We start from the raw sequence: 18,483 nt of genomic DNA, 5'->3' as shown, positions 1-18,483 counted from the left end.
GGGCGAAGGCCCCAGCGCGCGCTCTGCCCCCGCGTCTCCTAGCGTGGCTCGCGTCCCCGTCCTCGATCCCCGGAGCGTGTCCGGCATGAGCTCCCACCGCCACCACGACGTCCTGATCGTCGGCGGCGGCAACGCCGGCATCTCGCTCGCCGCCAAGCTGCGCCGCGACCGGTGCCGCGACGTCGCGGTCGTCGACCCGAAGCAGACCCACGAGTACCGGCCGCTGCTGTCCTGGGTCGCCGGCGGGTTCGCGACGCTCGACGACCTGCGCCGCCCGCAGGCCGACGTGATCCCCGACGGCGTCCGCTGGTACCCGGACCGCGTCGTCGCGATCGAGCCCGAGCGCTCGCTCGTCCGGCTCGCGGGCGGCGAGGAGATCACCTGCACCGACCTCGTGGTCTGCCCCGGCTCGCAGGTCGACTGGGACGCGATCCCGGGCTCCGAGGCGGCCGTCGCGACCCCGTACGCATCGACGAGCTACCTGCCGGAGCACGCGCCCGACACCTGGACGATGCTGTCGTCGCTGACCTCCGGGCGCGCCGTCTTCGCGATCTCGGACCGGCACGTCCCGTGCGCGCCCGTCGGGCTCAAGCCCCTCTTCCTCGCCGCCGACCACTGGCGCGCCACCGGCGTGCTCGGGGACGTCGAGATCGAGCTGCTCGTCGAGGCCGACCGCCTCGTCGACCTCGACCGCGCCGACCGCGAGCTCCGCGCCGCCGCCGAGGACTTCGGGGTCCGGGTGCGCACCGCGACGACCGTCGAGTCCGTCGACGCGTCGTCGCGGACGCTGCGGGTGCGCTCCGCGGGCGGGTCGGAGGACCTGCACTACGACGCCCTCTACCTCGCGCCGCCGCACCGCGCGCCCGGCTGGGTCGCCGAGAGCGGCCTCGACGCCCCCGGCAGCGACGGGTTCGTGGCGGTCGACCCGCACACGCTGCAGCACGTCGCCTACCCGACGGTCTGGGGGCTCGGCGACGTCGCGACGGTCGACGCGCTGCCGTCGGGCGGTGCGCTGCGCAAGCAGGCCCCCGTCGTCGCGCACAACATCGCGGCGCGCCGGACCGGGAAGCCGGTGCGCCGCTACGACGGGTACTCGATCGGGCCGGTCACCACGTCGCGCACGCACCTGTTGCTCGCCGAGTTCGACCGCGACCGCCGCCCCGAGCCGACCGTCGCCTTCCCCGACCTCGTGCGCCCGCGCCGCAGCACGTTCCTCTTCGACCGGTACGTCGAGCCGCAGGTGTACTGGCACCGGCTGCTGACGGGGCACGTGTCCTGAGCCGCCGCGCGCGGTGAGCCTCTCCCTGTGCCGGGGGTTCAGGGCCGCTCGCGCCGTCGCCTCTCCCGTCCGGGTTCCTCGACGACGGGCAACCGGGAGAGCCACCCGCTCGACACGGCCGCGGGCAGCGGCGCGGCGTACGTGCGCCCGTCGCCGCCGGGGATCCGCACGGTCCCGGGGAACGCCGACCCGAACATGACCCCGACCCACCGCAGCAGCGCGGGGATCCGTGGCTGCTCGACCCACGCCTGCCCGGTGAGCACCGACTCCACGACGGCGACCGTGTCGCGCCGCGGGACGTCGACGTCGAGGACGTCCTCGAGCGTGACCACGTCCTCTCCGAGCCGGTCGAGCCGCACGACGACCGACGGGGTGCCGCCGAACGCCACGACCGCGGCGACGTCGTCGACCGGATAGGGGTCGGCCTCCTCCCACGGGTCGATCTCGGGCGTCGGCTCCGGGGTGCGGCCGAGGCTCGCGCCCAGCGCCCACAGCTCGCGCACGACGTGGGCGAGCGCGTCGTCGGCGGTCACGGGCGCGGTCCGGGGCGAGAGGGGTGGAGGCGGCGCGAGGGCCCGCGGTGCGTCATGTCCCGAGTGTGGCGCGTGGCGGACGCCTACAGCGCAGGTTCCGGAAAGATCACCAGGAATATAGTTCCGGTGCATCCAGTTCTGGCCCGCATGGACTTCTTCGACCTGCTCGTCCGGTACGAGACCGAGCTCTGGAACCACCTCGAGGACCGGCTGCGCGAGGGGGGCGCCGCGTCGCTCTCGACGCTGTCGGCGCTCCGCGTCGTCGACCAGCACGACCGCCGTGCCCGCGTGCAGGACGTCCGCGCGGACCTGCGGATCACCGTGGGCGCCGCGAGCAAGCTCGTCGACCGCCTCGAGCGCGACGGGCTCGCGACCCGGCGTCCGCACCCGGACGACCGCCGCTCGTCGCTCGTCGACCTGACGCCCGCGGGGCGGGACGCGCTCGCCACGGGGACGGCGGTGCTCGACGAGGCGATGCGCGAGCACCTCGCCGACGAGCCCGCGGACGCGCTCGCGGCCGCCACCGAGGTGCTCGCGCGTCTCGACGCCCGTCTCCTCACCAGCGCGGTGACCGCGTGACCGCCCGGATGCGCGCCGTCGTGGTCGACGCGCCGGGCGGCCCGGAGGTGCTGCAGGTCCGCGACGTGCCCGTCCCCGAGGTCGCACCGGGCGAGGTGCTCATCCGCGTGCGGGCGTTCGGTCTCAACCGCTCCGAGCTGCACTTCCGCCGCGGGCAGGCGTACTCCGGGTCGTTCCCGCGCATCCCCGGCATCGAGGCGACGGGAGTCGTCGAGGCGGCGCCCGGCGGCGAGCTCGCGGTCGGGACGCAGGTCGTGACGCTCATGGGCGGGATGGGCCGCGAGCGCGACGGCGGCTACGCGGAGCTCGTCGCGGTGCCCGCCGCGCAGGTGGTCCCGTTCCGCAGCGACCTGCCCTGGGAGGTGCTCGGGGCCGTCCCGGAGATGCTGCAGACCGCGCACGGGTCGCTCGCGGTCGGGCTCCAGGCACGTGCGGGCGACACCGTGCTGGTGCGCGGGGGGACGTCGTCCGTCGGGCTCGCGCTCGCCGTGCTCGGTCGCCTGCGCGGGCTCACCGTGCTCTCGACCACGCGCTCCGCGGACCGGCTCGGGCCGCTCGAGGACGTCGGCGCGCACCACGCCCTCGTCGACGACGGGTCGCTCGCCGCCCGGGTGCGCGAGCTCGTGCCCGGAGGAGTCGACGGCGCGGTCGAGCTCGTCGGCGTCGCCACCCTGCGCGACACGCTCCGGGCCGTCCGGACCGGCGGCACCGCGTGCTTCACCGGGATGCTCTCCGACGAGTGGACGATCCCCGACTTCTACCCGATGGACTGGCTGGCGAACGGCGTGCGGCTGACCGCGTACTCGGGCACCGCCGCCGACCTGCCCGCTGACGTGCTGCAGGACTTCCTCGACGCCGTCGCCGCCGGCCGGGCACGCGTGCCGCTCGGGCGCACGTACCGGCTCGACGACATCGCGGACGCGCACCGCGACATGGAGGCCGGGGTGGTCGGGGGCAAGGGCGTCGTCGTGCTGTGAGCCCGCGCCGTGCGGAGACCCGGGCGCGACGATCGGGCCTCCGCCCGCGGCACCCGGATGGGCTACGCCGGGGGCGGCTCGGCCCGCGGCGACCAGAACGACCACGGCTCGCCCTCCGGGCCGAGGGCGCCGTACTCGCGGACCCCGTACGGCTGGTCGGTCGGCGGGTAGGTGACCGTGCCGCCGCGCGCGACGACGGCCGCGTGGTGCGCGTCGACGTCCTGCACCGTCACGACCAGCATCCCCGTGGCCGCCCCGAGGGTCGCGGGTGACGCGAGCCGCCACTCGGGGGCGACGCGGTGCAGCATCACGACGCCGTCGGCGGTGCGGACCTCGGCGTGCACCACCGCCCCGTCGTCGTCCCGGTGCAGCGCCCCGGGCGTGAGCCCGAAGACGTCGACGAGATGCCGGTGCGCGGCCGCGAGGTCGGCGTAGACGAGCACCGCGATGCGGCGCAGGGGCTCGGTCGCGACGACCGCGGTGTCCTCGAGGACGGCCAGCAGCCGGCGGCACACGTCGACGTCGCTGCCGCGGGGCGTCGCTGGCGGCTCCGATCCGGCGTCGGGGTCCTCGCCCCGCTTCACCTCGGCCTCGCCGTCCTCGCCCCGCGGCGGCCCCGCCAGCCCGGACGTCACGTCCGTGAGCCGGTGCAGCAGCCGCTCCGTGCGCAGCACCTGGTCCTCGAGCGCCGCGAGCTGCCCGCGCAGCGCGCCGTCGAGGGTCCAGCCCGGGTCGTCGAGCGCCGCGGCGATGTCGTCGAGCGACACCCCGAACCGGCGCAGCACGCTGATCCGGTACAGCCGCTCCACGTGCGCGCGGCGGTAGACCCGGTGCCCGGCGGAGGTCCGCTCGGGCCGCAGCAGGCCGACGTCGTCGTAGTGGTGCAGCGTCCGCACGGTCAGCCCGGACGCGTGCGCGAGGTCGCCCACCCGCCACGACGCGCCGTCGTCGTCCACCGCCACACCCACCGCTCAGCCGAGCGGCGAGCAGATCGCCCAGTGGTGCCCGAACGGGTCGAATAGCCAGCCGCGCCGCTCGTCCCCCTGGTCGCGCGGCTCCCGGTCCACCGTCGCCCCGGCCGCGACCGCGCGTGCGTAGGACGCGTCGGCGTCGTCCACGTGGAGCACGACCGACGACGTGCCGTGGCCGAGCGTCCGGGGTGCGTACGCGCCGTACTGGTGGTTCTCGTCGGACAGGTACAGCGGCTCGCCGTCGATCTCCAGGCCGGCGAAGCCGATCCGGCCGTCCTCCTCGTCGTACCGCTCGCCGGTCTCCTTCGCGCCGAACGCGGCGGCGTAGAACGCGATCGCCGCAGCGCCGTCGTGCACCGTCAGGTACGGGACCATCCGTGTCATCGTCCGCTCCTTCGCGTGCGGTGCCCTGAGCGGCGGCGGCGGTTGCCGCCGCTCCTCGTGACGCTAGGCCCTCACGTCACGTGAGGTGCAAGGGGTGCGCGCCGAGCCGTCAGGTGACGCGCTCACCAGTCCCCGCGGCGGTACGCCTCCGGGTCGGCGACGAAGCGACGGTGCTGGTCGACGAGTGCGAGCTCGTCCCAGCGGACGAGCCGCAGGCCCGCGTCGTCGACCTGCAGCAGCGTCGCCCCGCGCAGCGCGGCCACGACGGGGGAGTGGGTCGCGACGAGCACCTGCGCACCGTTCGCGACCATGTCCTCGACCTGCTCGACGAAGAGCAGCTGCGAGCGGAGCGACAGGCCGGCCTCCGGCTCGTCGAACACGTAGAACCCGGGCTTGCCGAAGCGCCACGGGTCCGCGGTGATGGCCTGGAACGCCTCACCGTGGGACCGCTCGTGGAACGCCGGTTCGCCGTCGTACGCACGGGGGTTGTCCTCGAGGTACGTGAACAGCCCGTGCATCGTCTCGGCCCGCACGAAGTAGCCCCACCGCGCGCCCCCGACGCCGCGGATCACGCGCAGCACCTCCTGCATCCCCGGCTCGCTGCTGCGCGTGGTGTGCCGGGCTCCGGTCCCGCCACCTTCCGGGCTGAGACCGAACGCGAGGGCCACGGCCTCGACCACCGTCGACTTGCCCGCGCCGTTCTCCCCGACGAGCACCGTCAGCGGCCCGAGGTCGAGCCCGTCGTCGACGAGCTGCGCGACGGCCCGCACGGTCCAGGGCCACCGGGTCCGCGGCGCCGAGGAGAGGTCGAACCCCGGGTCGCGCTCGACCCGGCGCACCGGCAGCCTGCTGAACGCGGTCATGGGTTCCCTCTCCGTCGGACGTCTCGACCCTGCCACGGGCGGGTGACGCTCACGGTGGGGTGAGCACGCGTTCGGGCGTCGCGTGACCCCGTCCCACGGCAGGCTCACAGACACGTGGTGAACCATCGGGCCCTGCGTCTCGTCTACCGGGTGGCGGCCTCGACCGGGTCGCGACGGGGGCGGACGGCGGCAGGAGGCAGGACGATGGACAAGCGCACGAAGGTGATCACGGGTGCGGGGGTCGGTGTGGTGGTGCTCGCGGCGGGGCTCATCGTGGGTCCGCGGCTGTACGCGGACGCCGAGAACAGCCGGGTCGACGCGGCGCCCACGCTGACCGCGGCGGCCGAGGCCGGCAGCACGGCGGCGCCGGCCGCGACCGACGGCACGTGGACGATCGGCGAGGGCTCGTTCGCCGGGTACCGGGTCGACGAGGTGCTCAGCGGCAACGACATCACGGTGACCGGGCGCACCGACGAGGTGACCGGGACGCTGACCGTCGCCGAGGGCTCGCTCACCGAGGCGACCGTCGAGGTCGACATGGCGAGCATCGCGACCGACGAGGCGCGGCGGGACGACTACTTCCGCGGCACGGCGCTCCAGGTCGACACGTACCCGACGGCGACGTTCGAGCTCACGGAGCCGGTCGAGCTCGAGGAGGGCGCGACGAGCGCCCAGCTCGTCGGCGAGCTCACGATCCGCGACGTCACGCAGCCCGTCACGGTCGACGCGCAGATCGCGGCGTCCGGCGACGCGGTCCAGGTCGTCGGCTCGGTGCCCGTGACGTTCGCCGACTACGGCGTCGAGGCCCCGAACCTCGGCTTCGTCAGCGTCGAGGACACCGGCGCCGTCGAGTTCGACCTGCGCCTGACCGCCGGTTGACGGCAGCCTGACGAGCACCGATGACCCCCGACGCCGACGCCGACGAGCTGCTGCGTGCCGTGCACGCCGCGCACGGCGCCGCGCTGCACCGGTACGTCGTGCGCCTCACGGACCCCGCCCGCGCGCAGGACGTGGTGCAGGAGACGCTGCTGCGCGCGTGGCGGAACCCCGAGGTGCTGACCCGCCCCGAGGCGTCGGTGCGCGCGTGGCTGTTCACGGTCGCGCGCAACCTCGTGGTCGACGACGTGCGCAGCGCCCACCGGCGGCGCGAGCTCACGACGGACGCCGTGCCTGACGCGCCCACCGGTGACGGCACGCAGGCCGTGCTCGACGCGTGGCTCGTCGGCGACGCGCTCGACGGGCTGTCCGCCGAGCACCGCGCGGTCGTCGTCGGGGCGTACTACGGCGGCCGCTCGGTCGCCGAGCTCGCCGCGGAGCTCGGGATCCCGCCCGGCACCGTCAAGTCCCGGCTGCACTACGCGCTGCGCGCCCTGCGGCTCGCGCTCCAGGAGAGAGGGGTGACCTCATGACCGCCGACCCGTACCGCGAGTGGGACGCCGCGTACGTGCTCGGAGCGCTCGCGCCCGACGAGCGGCGCGAGTTCGAGCAGCACCTCGCGGGCTGCCCGGCGTGCCGGGAGGGGGTGGGCGACCTCGCGGGGATGCCGGCGCTGCTCGGCATGGTGCCCGCGGACGTGGCGATGCCGGCCGTGCCCGCGCGCGGTTCCGGCGGGGACCTCGGCGTGGCCGGGCCGGGTGCGTCCGGCGCGGCGGACGAGCCGTCGGCGGCGCTCGTGCCGATCGCCTCGCTCGCGCACGCCGCGCAGCGGCGCACCCGCCGCAGGCGCACGCTCCTCGCGGTCGCCGCCGCGGGGCTCGTCGCGGCGAGCGGCCTCGGCGGTGCGGCGACCGCCCGGCTCGGGGACGACGAGCGCGCACCCGCGGTCGTTGCCGAGGCGGAGGCGCGGACCGTGACGCTGACGCCCGTCGGGCAGTCCGGCGTCAGCGCGGACCTGACGCTCGTCCCGGCCCGTTGGGGCACGCGGCTGGACTGGTCGTGCGAGTACGAGGCGGCCGAGCTGGCCGTCGGGGTCTACGAGCTCGTGCTGGTCGACGAGGCGGGGGAGCGGACGGTCGTCGCGACGTGGACGAGCACGGGCTCGCGCGCCGCGGCGGGGCTCGGCGCCTCGTCTGCGGTCCCGCTCGACGGCATCAGCCGGGTCGAGCTCGGCGTCGTCGGGCTCGACGTGCCGCTCGCGTCGGCGGAGGTCACGTCCGACGTCTGAGGGCGACGCGGAGAGGCCGCTGTTCAGGGCCTACAACGGTGGGCCTGCATCGCTGGGGACTTCACGCGGCCGTCTGAGGTCGTGCTCGCCGAGCGCACCGTGCCGGTCGAGCGCCAGGTCGGCGACTACCGCTGACCTGCTCCTCGCGGGACCGTCGCGGGGGAACCCGGTTGCCCCAGGCGCCCCGCGCGGTGCACCATCGAGGGTCGGGCGCCGCGTGCTGAGCGGCGGCCGCGTCGTCGGAGGAACGGGGAGCGAGCGGATGCTGGGCATCGCGGGATGCGGGGTGGCCGCCCTGGCCTGCTCAGGCGCACCCGGGAGCCTCGTCACGCACCTCTGACCCCGAGCACGGCAGCACGCCGGACCACCGTCCACCCGGGCGGTCGACCCGTGCGCGCCGTGCCCCGGTGAGCGTGCGGGCGGGGCTGACCCTCTGCCCCGCCACCAGCCACCCGCCGCCCGGACCCCCGGGTGGCGGACGCGTCGTCGTGCACCGTCCGGTGCGCCGGCCGGTGGCCCCGACCCGCCGGAAGCCGAGAACCCCCCATGAACCCCCTGACCGAGAAGCAGGTCCGTGCCTGCTTCGTCAACGCCTCCCGCCGCGAGGCGGCCCAGGCGACCCTCCCCGACCTCGACGCACTGCGCTGGGACCGCCTCGAGTACCTGGGGTGGCGCGACCGCAAGGCGCCGCTCGCCGCGTACGTCGTCGTCGAGCTCGACGACGAGCCCGTCGGGGTCCTGCTCCGCTCGGGCGACGCCACGAAGGGCAAGCGCCGCCGGGCGGTGTGCGCGTGGTGCGAGGACGTCGTCGAGACCGAGGACGTGTCGCTCTACGTCGCGCGCCGCGGCGGTGCGCTGGGCCGCCGCGGCGACACCATCGGGACGCTGATCTGCACCGAGTTCCGGTGCTCGCGGAACGTGCGACGCACGCCGACGCGCGCCGAGGCGGGCAGCGACCTGGAGTCGGTGCGCGAGCAGATCGTCGAGCGGCGCGTCGCCGGGCTGCGCGAGCGCTCCGCACGCTTCGTCGCGGAGGTGCTGCGGACGCGGTGACGAGCGACGCGGTGCCGGCGCCAGCCCCGCGGCCGGACGCCGCGCACGGGAGCGCGACGAGGGGTGGCCACCGTCGGTGACCACCCCTCGTCGGACCTTGCGCTCCGTGCGCGGCGATGCGGTCAGCAGCGCGTGATGGCGCTCGTCGGCGTCACGTTGCGGATCGTCAGGTTCGCGGTGCAGGGGCTCTCGCGGAGCCGGGCGCCGTTCGTGAGCGTGAGGTTCTGCAGCGTGATGTCGCGGTTCCCGGCGAACTCCGTGCGCGCCGCGAGGCGGACCTCCCCGCCTGAGACGGTGCCGCTCTGGGTCGCGATCGTGACGTTGTAGCAGTTCTCGATGAGGATCGGGTTGTTGCCGGTCCCGGAGATCTCGACACGGTCGATCACGGCGCCGCCGCTCTCGGAGACGCAGAAGATCCCGCGGCCGCCGCCGGATGCCTTGACCGTCCCGACGCGGATGTTCGTCGCGTAGGAGCCGCCGTTCGCGCCGTTGCGGTTGGCCATCCGGAACGCCGCGTACCCCGTGCCGGTCCCGGCGCCCTGCGCGTCGACGGTCCCCACCGTGGCCTGGTTCGTGTCGTTGAGCAGCAGCGCGGAGTACCCGGTGTTGCGCCCGGTGACCGTCCCGATCGTCAGGCCGTCGACGCCGTAGGTCTCGACGCCCTCGGCGCCGGTGCTCTCGACGTACACGTTGTCGATGCGCACGTTGCGGGTCCGCTGGGAGCGGTCGCCGTGGTTGTCGATCCGGATGCCGAGGCCGACCCGGTCGAACCGGAGGTCGATCTGGCCGAGCGTGATGTTGACGCCGTTGCGGATGAAGATTCCGTAGTTCGGGGTCCCGGTGCCCGTGAGGCGCGTGATCTCGACGTCGGTGACGCCGCGGCCGTAGAAGATCGCCTGGTCGCCCGTGCCGCTGCCGGTCACGTGGATCGTGCCGCACACCTCGACGGTCGTGTAGCTGCGCAGCGAGATGCGGCTGTTCGCGCTCATGGTCCCGGACCCGCGGACGACGACGCGCTCCTTGCTCGTGCGGCCCGGCGTCAGGCTGTCGATGCCGGCCTGGACCGCGGCGCGCAGGTCGGTCCCGCTGTAGACCTGGCTGCCGCCGCGGCGGGCCGTCCAGGTGCTGCCGCTCTGCACGACCTCCGCCTGGTACGCGCCGCCGCACGCACCGGTGCCGCCCCCGCCGCTCCCGGAGCCGACCGGCACGAGCTCCCACTGCTGGTGGTAGGAGTTCGTGTTGGTGCCCTGGACGACGAGGGCGCCGTCGGCGGTCGAGCGGTCCTGGACCTGGACGACCTTCCCGGAGAACCGGTTCACCAGGCGGATCCGTCCGCCCTCCGAGTCCGAGAGCGTGAACTGCTGGTTCTGGGCGTTCAGGTCCGTCCACTGGCGGATCTGGGCGCCGTCGTTCGCGTTCCACTCCCAGACGTCGAGGACCTTGCCCGAGTGGCGGGCCTTGAGCCGGTACGCGCCGTCACCCGTGGGGACGAACTGGAAGTGCTGGTTCCACCCGTCGCCGCGGGTCCACTGGAGGACCTGCGCGCCGTCGGCGGTCGAGCGCGCGTCGACGTCGAGGGCCTTGCCGCTCTGCCGGTTCACGAGCTGGTACCAGGCGGTCGGGTCGACGGTGGCCGCGCTCGCCGCGGGTGCGACGGCGACCGCACCGACCGCAGCCAGTGCGGAGGCGACCGCGGCGACGGCCGTGAGGAGCGCCGCCGGTCGGCGGCGGGCGGGTGGGCGGTTCTCGGTCAGGTGCACGTCGTCGGGCCCTTCCGGTCGGGGTGTCCCGCGGGTCGCCCGGCCGCGCTGCGGCGGGTCCGACGACGTGGGGGCGCCGGACGCGGGACGGGTGCGGGGAGTGCGCCGACCGTAGGACAACGTTGTAGGCGGCACAACGACCTGCGGCCCCGATGAAACGGTTCAGACGGCAACCGCCGGCCCGACGGCCGGTGCCACACTCGTCGGATGGCCGACGCGAGCGACGAGGGCGGTGCGACGGAGCGCCGGACCGCGCGTGCGCGGGACCGCGCACCGGGGGATGCAGCCGACCAGGAGGCCGAGCGCGCGACGGAGCGTGCGACCGACCCCGCGACCGAGCGTGCGCGGCGGTACTTCGACACGCACGCCGACGGCTACGACGACGAGATGCGCGTCGCGGAGCGGCGGCTGCTCGGCGAGCAGCGGACGTGGGCGACGTCGCGGGCGACCGGCGCCGTGCTCGAGCTCGCGGTGGGCACCGGCCTCAACCTCCCGCTGTACCCGGCGGCGGCGACGCACGTCCTCGGGATCGACCTGTCGACGGCGATGCTCGACCGGGCGCGGGCCCGGGTGCGTGACCTCGGGCTGGGGGAGCGCGTCGAGCTGCGCGCGGGCGACGCGCAGCACCTCGACCTGCCTGACGGCTCGGTGGACACCGTCGTCGCGACCTACGCGCTGTGCACCGTGCCGGACCCCGGTGCCGCGCTGCTGGAGGCCCGGCGCGTGCTGCGCCCCGGCGGGCGCCTCGTGCTGGTCGAGCACGGGCCGGCGTCGTCGCCCTGGGTCCGGGCGCTCCAGCGCGTGCTCGACCCGCTGGCCGTGCGGTTCCAGGCGGACCACCTGCTGCGCGAGCCGCGCCGGTTCGCGGCCGGCGCCGGGTTCGTGATCGAGCACGCCGACCAGGTGGGCACGGCGGGCCTGGCGCACCGCGTGGACGCCCGCCGGCCGGGGTGACGGGCGTCAGCGCGCGGACGCCGGGGTCTCGTCAGGCGGTGGCGTCGGCCGCGGCACGCGCGTCGGCCGCCGCGCGTGCGTGCACGGCGTCGGCGGGGCAGGCGGGGTCGCGCAGCGCGATGGTGCGCAGGTCGACGAAGCGGATGCACGTGCAGGCGACGAGGGGCACGGTGACTCCCGGGGCAGGGCGCAGGTCCGTCCTGCGGCGCTGCCCGCCCTATCGGCAGCGCCGCTCGTCGCGTGAGCGCCGGAGGGCGCACGACCCGGCCGGACGGCGCGCCGCACCCGCGACGCGCCGCCCACCACCGGTCAGGGGAAGGTCGACCGCGCGTACGTGATCAGCGCGCTGAGCGCCGACCCGCCGCCGAACTCGTTGTCGCCGGACGTCGTCGGGCCCGGGGTGCCGGCCTCGGCGGACTGCACGCCGACGACCCGCGGCCACGGCTCCGAGCCCCACCAGCCCCACACCGGGCCGCCGGAGTGACCGCCCGTAATGTCGTTGAAGTGGCCCATCACGAGGCCGTCCTGGCCGGAGACCGACTCGTCGGACGTCGACGACACGACCGCGCTGCCGACGAACGCGGGCCGCTGGGTCCCGGTGAGGTCGCCGGGGTAGCCCATGTGCTGCCAGTACGCGCCGCCGTTCCAGCCGTCGTCGTACGCACGGTAGCCCGCGTAGCCGACGTGGTCGCCGACGGGCCGGTCCATGACGAGCACCACGTAGTCGAACGCGGTCTCGAGGTCGGTGAGCCCGCCCTCGGCCTTGTTCCACGACAGGATCGTGGTCGCGTGGTACTCGCCCCACGGGCCGTTGGTGTTGTAGTACCCGGGCGAGAACGTGACCCACCCGGCGCCGCCGTCGTCGTGCCAGTCGATCATGTGGCTCGCGGTGAGCACGTGCCGCGGGCCGACGACCGCGCCGCTGCCCGTCCCGCCGGCGCCCCAGACGCGGCCGACGATGCGCCACGGGAACGACGTGTCCTGGTAGACGTACCGCGAGTCGGGCTGGAAGACGTTCGCGGGCCGGTCCTCGTCCTCGCCGAGCTTCCCGGCGCGCTCGAGCACGTGCGGCCACGAGCGCAGCGCCGCGAACGGCGGGCGGTAGCCGTCGAGCTCCCGGACGTCGCCGAGCTGCTCGACGAGCCCGCGGTCGAGCCGCTGGACGTCGAGCGTCGGGTACGGCGGCTCGACACGGACGCCGTCGCCGCGCGTCCGGGCGACGACGCGGTAGGTGCCGCGCTCGTCCCGCACGAGCTCGACGTCGTCGCCGTCGGGCAGGGCGAACTCGTAGAGCGAGAACTCGCCGCCCGGAGGGGCCTCGGTGGCCTCCTCCTCGCGGCGCCGGCGCAGGGAGCGCGCGGTCACCGGGGCGTCGACCTTCTCGGGTGTCGTGGTCATGGGGTGCCTCCTGGTCGGGCCGCCGGGGGTCGGCGGTCTCCTGGGTGGAGGCGGTGCGGGGCCGGGGGATACGGCCGGGGAGGGCACGGTGCGTGCCCGATGGGGCGCGCCGGGACGGGCCATACGGGCCGACGCACGACGTCAGCCCGCGGTCAGCCCCAGCTCGTCCTCGACGGCCGCGCACACGTCGCGCGCCGGGGTGATGCCCCGCAGCGCGCACGCCGCGGCCGAGAGCAGGTGGCGCAGCGCCGCGCGGTCGGCGGGCGGGAGGACCTGCAGCGCGGCGTCCTCGGCGGCGCGGACGTCGTCCTCGAGCCGGGCGAGCGTCGTGCGCCCCTCGGGGGTCGGGACGAGCCGGCGCTGGCGGCGGTCGGCCGGGTCGACCTGGCGCTCGACGAGCCCGGCGGCGACGAGGTCGTCGACGAGGTACGTCATCACGGTCCGGTCGATGCCGAGGTGCCCGGCGAGCGCGAGCTGGCTGCGCTGGTCGCCGTGCACCACCGAGGCGAGGACCTGGAAGCCGCGGTGCCCGTGCGGGACGGTGTCGAGCACGGGCCCGACCTGCTCCTGGTAGTGCCGCAGCAGCACGCCGAGGCTCCACCCGAGCTCGTCGTGCCCCAGGCGTCCGCCGTCGGCTGCCGTCGTCGTCTCCACGCCCGCAGCATACGCCGGGGACGTCGCTTGCGCAGATCGTCTGTCAGGCATACGTTCTGCACGACAACGCGAATCCGTCGAAGGGACCGCCCGCCATGGCTGACCACGGCCACGACCTGCTGCTCGGGTCGTTCCTCACCCCGACGCACGCCGACCCGCAGGCGCCCGTCCGGCTCGCCGTCGCGAGCGAGGCCGCCGGTCTCGACCTCGTGACGTTCCAGGACCACCCCTACCAGCCGGCGTTCCTCGACACCTGGACGCTGATGTCCTACGCCACCGCGCGCACCGAGCGCGTCCGCCTCGCGGGCAACGTGCTCAACCTCCCGCTCCGGCCGCCCGCGGTGCTCGCCCGCGCCGCCGCGAGCCTCGACCGGCTCTCGGGTGGGCGCGTGGAGCTCGGCCTCGGCGCCGGGGCGTTCTGGGACGCGATCGAGGCGATGGGCGGGCGCCGGCTCACACCCGGCCAGGCCGTCACGGCGCTCAGCGAGGCGATCGACGTGATCCGCGGCGTGTGGGACGACTCGACCCGCCAGCCGCTGCGCGTCGACGGCACCTTCTACGCCGTCCACGGCGCCAAGCGCGGACCGTCGCCGGCGCACCCGATGGAGATCTGGCTCGGCGCGTACAAGCCGCGCATGCTCGCGCTCACCGGGCAGAAGGCCGACGGCTGGCTGCCGTCGCTGTCCTACCTCGGCTCGCCGCAGGACATGCGCGACGCGAACGCGCGGATCGACGACGCCGCGCTCGCCGCCGGTCGTCGCCCCGCGGACGTCCGGCGCCTGCTCAACATCGGCGGCACGTTCACCGACCGGTCGGACGGCGGCCTGCTCCAGGGGCCCGTCTCGCAGTGGGTCGAGCAGCTCGGGGAGCTCGTGCTCGAGCACGGGTTCAGCACGCTCGTCCTGGCCGGGGACGACGAGCGCGCGCTGCGGCTGTTCGGCGGCGAGGTCGGCCCGGCGCTGCGGGAGCTCGTGGCCGCGCACCGTCGGACGTCCGGGGTGGGCGCGTGAGCGGGCGCGGGGACGCCGGGCACGCGCTGCGGCTCGGCGCGGCGGTCCGGGGCGACGCGCGCGACCCCGCGGCACTGACCCGGCTCGCCGCCGTCGCGGAGGCCGGCGGGCTGGACGTGCTCGCGGTCGGCCCTGGCGCAGGTGGCGGTCGCGCGCGCGTCGCGGACGACGGGGCCGGCGCGGACGTCGCCGTCGGGCTCGACGCCTGGACGGCGCTCGGGTGGGTCGCGGGGGTCACGCGACGGATCACGCTCGTCGCCGACGGGCTCGGGGTCGACGGCCCCCCGGCCGTGCTCGCGCAGGCGGTGGCGAGCCTCGACCTGCTCACCGGGGGCCGCGTCGAGCTCGCGCTGACGACCGCGGCGGACGAGGGAGCGGACGGCGCGGCGGACGAAGGAGCGGACGGCGCGGCGGACGCGCTCGGCGAGGTCGTGGCTGTCGTCCGGGGCATGTGGACGCCGGACGGGACCCCGTTGGTCGCTCCGGGTCCGGCGCACCCCGTCCCGGGTGCGGCGCGCGGCCCCGCGCCGGCCCATGACGTCCCCGTCGGGGTCTCCGGTGCCGACGACGCGTCGATCGACCTCGCGGCGCGCACGGCCGACGCCTGGTGGCTCGACCTCGGCGCGGCGGGCGACGCGCTCGCGGACGTCGGTCGCCTGCAGCAGCAGCTCGACCGTGCCGCAGCCCGGCACGGCCGGGAGCCGGGGGACGTGCGACGCGTGCTCACGCTCGCCGGGGCGGCAGGTGTGCCCACGGTCGAGGAGGTCGTCGGGCTCGTGGTCGACGACGGCGTCGACACGGTCCTCCTCGCGACCCAGGACGCCGGGGCGCTCGACCGGTGGGCCACCGAGGTCGCCCCGGCCGTCCGGTCCGCGGTCGCCGCGACCCGCACCGCGCGGGGCACCGCCCCGGCGCCGACCCGCAGCGCTCGCGTCCGGACCGCGCGCCGCGCCGGCATCGCGTACGACACCGTCCCGGCGGGCGTCGAGACCGTCGAGCCCGGCGACACCCGGTACCCCGCGATGCGCTCCAACTACCTCCGCGCCGGACGGCCCGGCCTGGTGCTGCTGCCCCGTGACACCGCGCAGGTCGCCGTGGCCCTGACCTGGGCGCGGACCCAGCCGGTCGCCCTCGCCGTGCGAAGCGGCGGCCACGGCATCAGCGGCCGGTCGACCAACGACGGCGGCATCGTGCTGGACCTGCGCCACCTCGACGGGATCGAGGTGCTCGACGTCGCGACGCGGCGCGTGCGGATCGGTGCCGGGGCGCGGTGGGGAGCGGTCGCCGAGGCGCTCCAGCCGCACGGGTGGGCGCTCACGTCGGGCGACTACGGCGGCGTCGGCGTCGGCGGGCTGGCCACCGCGGGCGGTCTCGGGTTCCTCGCGCGCGAGCACGGGCTGACGATCGACCACGTGCGCGCGGCCGACGTCGTGCTGGCCGACGGGTCGGTCGTGCGCGCCGACGCCGAGCACCACCCCGAGCTCTTCTGGGGCCTGCGCGGCGCGGGCGGCAACCTCGGGGTCGTCACCTCGTTCGAGTTCGAGGTCGACGAGGTCGGCGACGTCGGGTTCGCGCAGCTGTCGTTCGCGGTCGACGACGTCGCCGGCTACCTGCACGACTTCGGCGCGCTCGTCGAGGCCGCGCCGCGCGACGTGACGCCGTTCCTCATCGTCGGCGCCCCGCGCGGCGGGCAGGTCGTCGCGCACGTGCTCGCGGTCGTCGACTCCGACGTGCCCGAGACGATCGTCGAGCGCCTCCAGCCGTTCGCGATGCTCGCCCCGCTGGTGCAGCAGTCCGTGCACGTGCTCCCGTACACGGGTGTCGTGCGCCGGACCGCCGACGTGCACGGGGGACACGGCGAGCCGGTGTCCCGCTCCTCGCTCGTCGAGCACGTGACGCCCGGGCTCGCGACGGACCTCGAGCGCCTGGTCCGCAGCGGGGCGGTGCACTTCTTCCAGATCCGCTCGGCGGGCGGCGCCGTCAACGACGTCCCGGCCGACGCCACGGCCTACGCGCACCGCAGCGCCGGGTTCTCGCTCGTCGCCATGGGGTCCGAGCGGGACCGGGTGGACCGCCTGTGGGACGCGATGGCCCACCACTGGTCCGGGCTGTACGGCAGCTTCGACACCGACCCGCGGCCCGAGCGCGTCGAGGACGCCTTCCCGCCGGCGACCCTGGCCCGCCTCCTCGCCCTCAAGGAGCGCTACGACCCGGACGACGTCTTCCGGCACAACCTCCCGGTGACCGCGACGCTGCGCGGGGCGGCACGGGAGGACCGGTCGCTGCTCACGCCCTGAGCCCGAGGTGCGCGGTCGACCCGAGCTCGGTGACCTCGCGGTTGTGGAAGCGACCGTCCTCGCGCAGCACGGTGAGGCTCCCCGCCGGCAGGCGGAACCGCGCGTACCCGGTCGCCGAGACCGGCACCCCGAGCCACGCGGCGACGACGAGCTGGCCAGAGCCGCCGTGCGCGACCACGACCTGGTGGTCGCGCGGGCGGCTCAGCAGGTCGGACACCCCCGCGTAGACGCGACGGGCGAACGTCAGCCACGGCTCGGCGCCGTCGATCCCCTCGTCGTGCCGGAGCCGGTCGCCCGACGCCGGGGGCGCCACGAAGCGCGCGTCGAGCCAGGCCTGCGGGCGCCCACCGGCGACGCCGTACGACTTCTCCCGCAGCCGGGCGTCGAGCGAGGACGTCGTCCCGAGCGCGGCCCCGACGGCGGCCGCGGTCTGCTGGGCGCGCCGCAGGTCGGACGAGACGAGCTCGACGTCGGCGTCGGGCGGCACCCGTCGCCGCAGCTCCTGCCCGCCGAGTGCTGCGTCCTGCGCCCCGCGGGGCGTGAGCGCCGAGTCGAACCACCCGCCGACGAGGCCGTCGGCGTGGTGCGTCGCCTCGGCGTGGGTCACCAGCCACAGCGTGCGCAGGCGTGGCCCGACCCGGTCCGGGGTCGGGGCGGCAGGCTCGGCGTCGTGGTGCTCGGGCATGCCGACCACCCTGCCGCACCGCTCGGGCTCACCGTCCGCCCGTCGTCCGGTGCGGCGCCCGAGGCGCCCGGTCATCGGGGCGGTCCGGACCACCCGCGGAGCGGCGGCCCGGTCCCGGGCATGGAGGAGGCCCCGCTGCTGCAGGGGGCTAGAGCAGCGGGGCCTCTGCCTCAGTCTATCGACCGGGGTGCGTGCGAGGTGGAGCGGCGGGCGGGATGAAGCCGGCGCGGGGTGCGGGTGAGATGCGGGCCGTCCCGCCTAGGCCCGTCAGACGAGGTAGGTCCCGTGCCCGCGCACCACGAGCCCGTCCTCGAGCTCGAGGACCTCGCTCACGAGCCCGCCGTCCTGGTCGCGATACGCGATGACGACCGCGACGACCTGGCCATCCGCATCCCGGACGCGCCGGACCACTCGGGCCCGCCCCGGCCGGCCCGTGCGTCGGTGCGCGGCTCAGGCCCGGGCGCCGAGGACCGACAGCACGAACGCGCGCGCCTCGAGCACCGAGGTCAGGCACGAGTCGGCGTCGCGGACCGGGAGCTGCACCCACTCCCGCATCGGACGGCCCGGCTTCGTCTCGCACGGGCTCCCGGCGCCGCTCGCGACGAGCTCGGCGACGCGTGCGGCGGGGAGCTTGACGATGACGTCGGCGCCGGTGGCGAAGGCGTAGAACTTCCCGGCGGTCCGCAGGCCGAGCGAGTGCAGCATGCGGCCCTCCTCGTCGCCGGGGTGCAGGGCGAGGACGCGCTCGCGGACCGCGGCGAAGGTGTCGGCTGGCCCGGGCTGGGCGGGCTCGGCGGGGTCGGCGGCGGTCATGCGGCGAGCCTAGGGCGGCCCGGCGTCGCGCGGCGCTGCCTCTTCGGGGCGCTTGTTGATAAAGAGTCGCACTAGCGTTACGTTCGGCGCGCTCACCCGTCGCGTCGCT

Annotated in this window: 21 protein-coding genes; 10 read left to right on the top strand and 11 right to left on the bottom strand. The window is 75.9% G+C overall.

All coding sequences use genetic code 11. From position 1 onward, the window contains the following. Positions 1-85 precede the first annotated feature (85 nt). Entirely contained in the window at positions 86-1,279 is a 1,194-nt protein-coding gene (locus NXY84_RS20985; protein ID WP_258724971.1) for an NAD(P)/FAD-dependent oxidoreductase, read from the top strand. Positions 1,280-1,317: 38 nt separating this feature from the next. Here NXY84_RS20985 and NXY84_RS20980 read toward each other — a convergent pair whose 3' ends face one another. Further along, the gene (locus NXY84_RS20980; RefSeq protein WP_258724970.1) at positions 1,318-1,812 is read right to left on the bottom strand and encodes a hypothetical protein; all 495 of its coding nucleotides are present in this window, start codon (positions 1,810-1,812) and stop codon (positions 1,318-1,320) included. Positions 1,813-1,866: 54 nt separating this feature from the next. On the opposite strand from NXY84_RS20980, the gene NXY84_RS20975 reads away from it, so the two are divergent. Next, the gene (locus NXY84_RS20975) at positions 1,867-2,391 is read left to right on the top strand and encodes a MarR family winged helix-turn-helix transcriptional regulator (protein WP_258724969.1); all 525 of its coding nucleotides are present in this window, start codon (positions 1,867-1,869) and stop codon (positions 2,389-2,391) included. Next, positions 2,388-3,368 carry an alcohol dehydrogenase catalytic domain-containing protein gene (locus tag NXY84_RS20970; RefSeq protein WP_258724968.1) on the top strand — a complete coding sequence of 327 codons (981 nt, stop codon included), beginning with the start codon at positions 2,388-2,390 and terminating at the stop codon, positions 3,366-3,368. Before NXY84_RS20975 ends, NXY84_RS20970 begins: the two co-directional genes overlap by 4 nt. A 62-nt stretch (positions 3,369-3,430) precedes the next feature. Here NXY84_RS20970 and NXY84_RS20965 read toward each other — a convergent pair whose 3' ends face one another. The 3 genes from NXY84_RS20965 to NXY84_RS20955 all read right to left on the bottom strand — a co-directional run bounded on the left by NXY84_RS20965 (position 3,431) and on the right by NXY84_RS20955 (position 5,586). Then, positions 3,431-4,324, bottom strand: coding sequence for a MerR family transcriptional regulator (locus NXY84_RS20965; protein WP_258724967.1), 894 nt, complete (start codon positions 4,322-4,324; stop codon positions 3,431-3,433). Between the two features lie 15 nt (positions 4,325-4,339). Beyond that, positions 4,340-4,723, bottom strand: coding sequence for a VOC family protein (locus NXY84_RS20960; protein WP_258724966.1), 384 nt, complete (start codon positions 4,721-4,723; stop codon positions 4,340-4,342). Between the two features lie 122 nt (positions 4,724-4,845). Beyond that, positions 4,846-5,586 (bottom strand): AAA family ATPase, encoded by a 741-nt coding sequence (locus NXY84_RS20955; RefSeq protein WP_258724965.1) that lies wholly within the window; start codon positions 5,584-5,586, stop codon positions 4,846-4,848. 204 nt (positions 5,587-5,790) lie between these two features. Between NXY84_RS20955 and NXY84_RS20950 the strand changes: the two genes are divergently transcribed. From NXY84_RS20950 to NXY84_RS20935, 4 genes are all read left to right on the top strand, one after another. Further along, positions 5,791-6,465, top strand: a complete 675-nt coding sequence (locus NXY84_RS20950) for a YceI family protein (protein ID WP_258724964.1) — start codon at positions 5,791-5,793, stop codon at positions 6,463-6,465. A gap of 20 nt (positions 6,466-6,485) precedes the next feature. Continuing rightward, the gene (locus NXY84_RS20945; protein ID WP_258724963.1) at positions 6,486-6,995 is read left to right on the top strand and encodes a sigma-70 family RNA polymerase sigma factor; all 510 of its coding nucleotides are present in this window, start codon (positions 6,486-6,488) and stop codon (positions 6,993-6,995) included. Continuing rightward, complete coding sequence (locus NXY84_RS20940) at positions 6,992-7,750, top strand: anti-sigma factor family protein (RefSeq protein WP_258724962.1); 759 nt, start codon at positions 6,992-6,994, stop codon at positions 7,748-7,750. Before NXY84_RS20945 ends, NXY84_RS20940 begins: the two co-directional genes overlap by 4 nt. 546 nt (positions 7,751-8,296) lie before the next feature. Then, positions 8,297-8,803 carry an FBP domain-containing protein gene (locus NXY84_RS20935; protein WP_258724961.1) on the top strand — a complete coding sequence of 169 codons (507 nt, stop codon included), beginning with the start codon at positions 8,297-8,299 and terminating at the stop codon, positions 8,801-8,803. A gap of 122 nt (positions 8,804-8,925) precedes the next feature. Here the strand turns inward: NXY84_RS20935 and NXY84_RS20930 are convergent, their stop codons facing one another. Beyond that, positions 8,926-10,563 (bottom strand): RICIN domain-containing protein, encoded by a 1,638-nt coding sequence (locus tag NXY84_RS20930; protein ID WP_258724960.1) that lies wholly within the window; start codon positions 10,561-10,563, stop codon positions 8,926-8,928. 207 nt (positions 10,564-10,770) lie between these two features. Between NXY84_RS20930 and NXY84_RS20925 the strand changes: the two genes are divergently transcribed. Then, positions 10,771-11,517, top strand: coding sequence for a class I SAM-dependent methyltransferase (locus NXY84_RS20925; RefSeq protein WP_258724959.1), 747 nt, complete (start codon positions 10,771-10,773; stop codon positions 11,515-11,517). A 31-nt stretch (positions 11,518-11,548) separates the two neighbouring features. On the opposite strand, the gene NXY84_RS20920 is transcribed toward NXY84_RS20925, so the two are convergent. The 3 genes from NXY84_RS20920 to NXY84_RS20910 all read right to left on the bottom strand — a co-directional run bounded on the left by NXY84_RS20920 (position 11,549) and on the right by NXY84_RS20910 (position 13,569). Then, entirely contained in the window at positions 11,549-11,686 is a 138-nt protein-coding gene (locus tag NXY84_RS20920; RefSeq protein WP_258724958.1) for a hypothetical protein, read from the bottom strand. Positions 11,687-11,826: 140 nt separating this feature from the next. Next, positions 11,827-12,915: a trypsin-like serine peptidase gene (locus NXY84_RS20915; protein WP_258724957.1), complete on the bottom strand. Its 1,089-nt coding sequence runs from the start codon at positions 12,913-12,915 to the stop codon at positions 11,827-11,829. Between the two features lie 141 nt (positions 12,916-13,056). Then, positions 13,057-13,569 carry a MarR family winged helix-turn-helix transcriptional regulator gene (locus NXY84_RS20910; protein WP_258724956.1) on the bottom strand — a complete coding sequence of 171 codons (513 nt, stop codon included), beginning with the start codon at positions 13,567-13,569 and terminating at the stop codon, positions 13,057-13,059. Between the two features lie 95 nt (positions 13,570-13,664). Between NXY84_RS20910 and NXY84_RS20905 the strand changes: the two genes are divergently transcribed. Next, positions 13,665-14,579: an LLM class flavin-dependent oxidoreductase gene (locus NXY84_RS20905; RefSeq protein ID WP_258724955.1), complete on the top strand. Its 915-nt coding sequence runs from the start codon at positions 13,665-13,667 to the stop codon at positions 14,577-14,579. Further along, positions 14,576-16,876 (top strand): LLM class flavin-dependent oxidoreductase, encoded by a 2,301-nt coding sequence (locus tag NXY84_RS20900; RefSeq protein WP_258724954.1) that lies wholly within the window; start codon positions 14,576-14,578, stop codon positions 16,874-16,876. The genes NXY84_RS20905 and NXY84_RS20900 overlap by 4 nt, the downstream gene beginning before the upstream one ends. On the opposite strand, the gene NXY84_RS20895 is transcribed toward NXY84_RS20900, so the two are convergent. The 3 genes from NXY84_RS20895 to NXY84_RS20885 all read right to left on the bottom strand — a co-directional run bounded on the left by NXY84_RS20895 (position 16,866) and on the right by NXY84_RS20885 (position 18,374). Further along, entirely contained in the window at positions 16,866-17,561 is a 696-nt protein-coding gene (locus tag NXY84_RS20895) for a histidine phosphatase family protein (RefSeq protein ID WP_258724953.1), read from the bottom strand. The genes NXY84_RS20900 and NXY84_RS20895 overlap by 11 nt on opposite strands. 267 nt (positions 17,562-17,828) lie before the next feature. Beyond that, a complete protein-coding gene (locus NXY84_RS20890; protein ID WP_258724952.1) occupies positions 17,829-17,972 on the bottom strand; it encodes a hypothetical protein in 144 nt (47 codons plus the stop codon). Positions 17,973-18,011: 39 nt separating this feature from the next. Beyond that, positions 18,012-18,374 (bottom strand): hypothetical protein, encoded by a 363-nt coding sequence (locus NXY84_RS20885; RefSeq protein WP_258724951.1) that lies wholly within the window; start codon positions 18,372-18,374, stop codon positions 18,012-18,014. Positions 18,375-18,483: the final 109 nt, after the last annotated feature.

This window comes from Cellulomonas sp. NS3, assembly GCF_024757985.1.
GTDB lineage: Bacteria > Actinomycetota > Actinomycetes > Actinomycetales > Cellulomonadaceae > Cellulomonas_A.
This window is presented reverse-complemented; position numbering and strand designations above follow the sequence as displayed.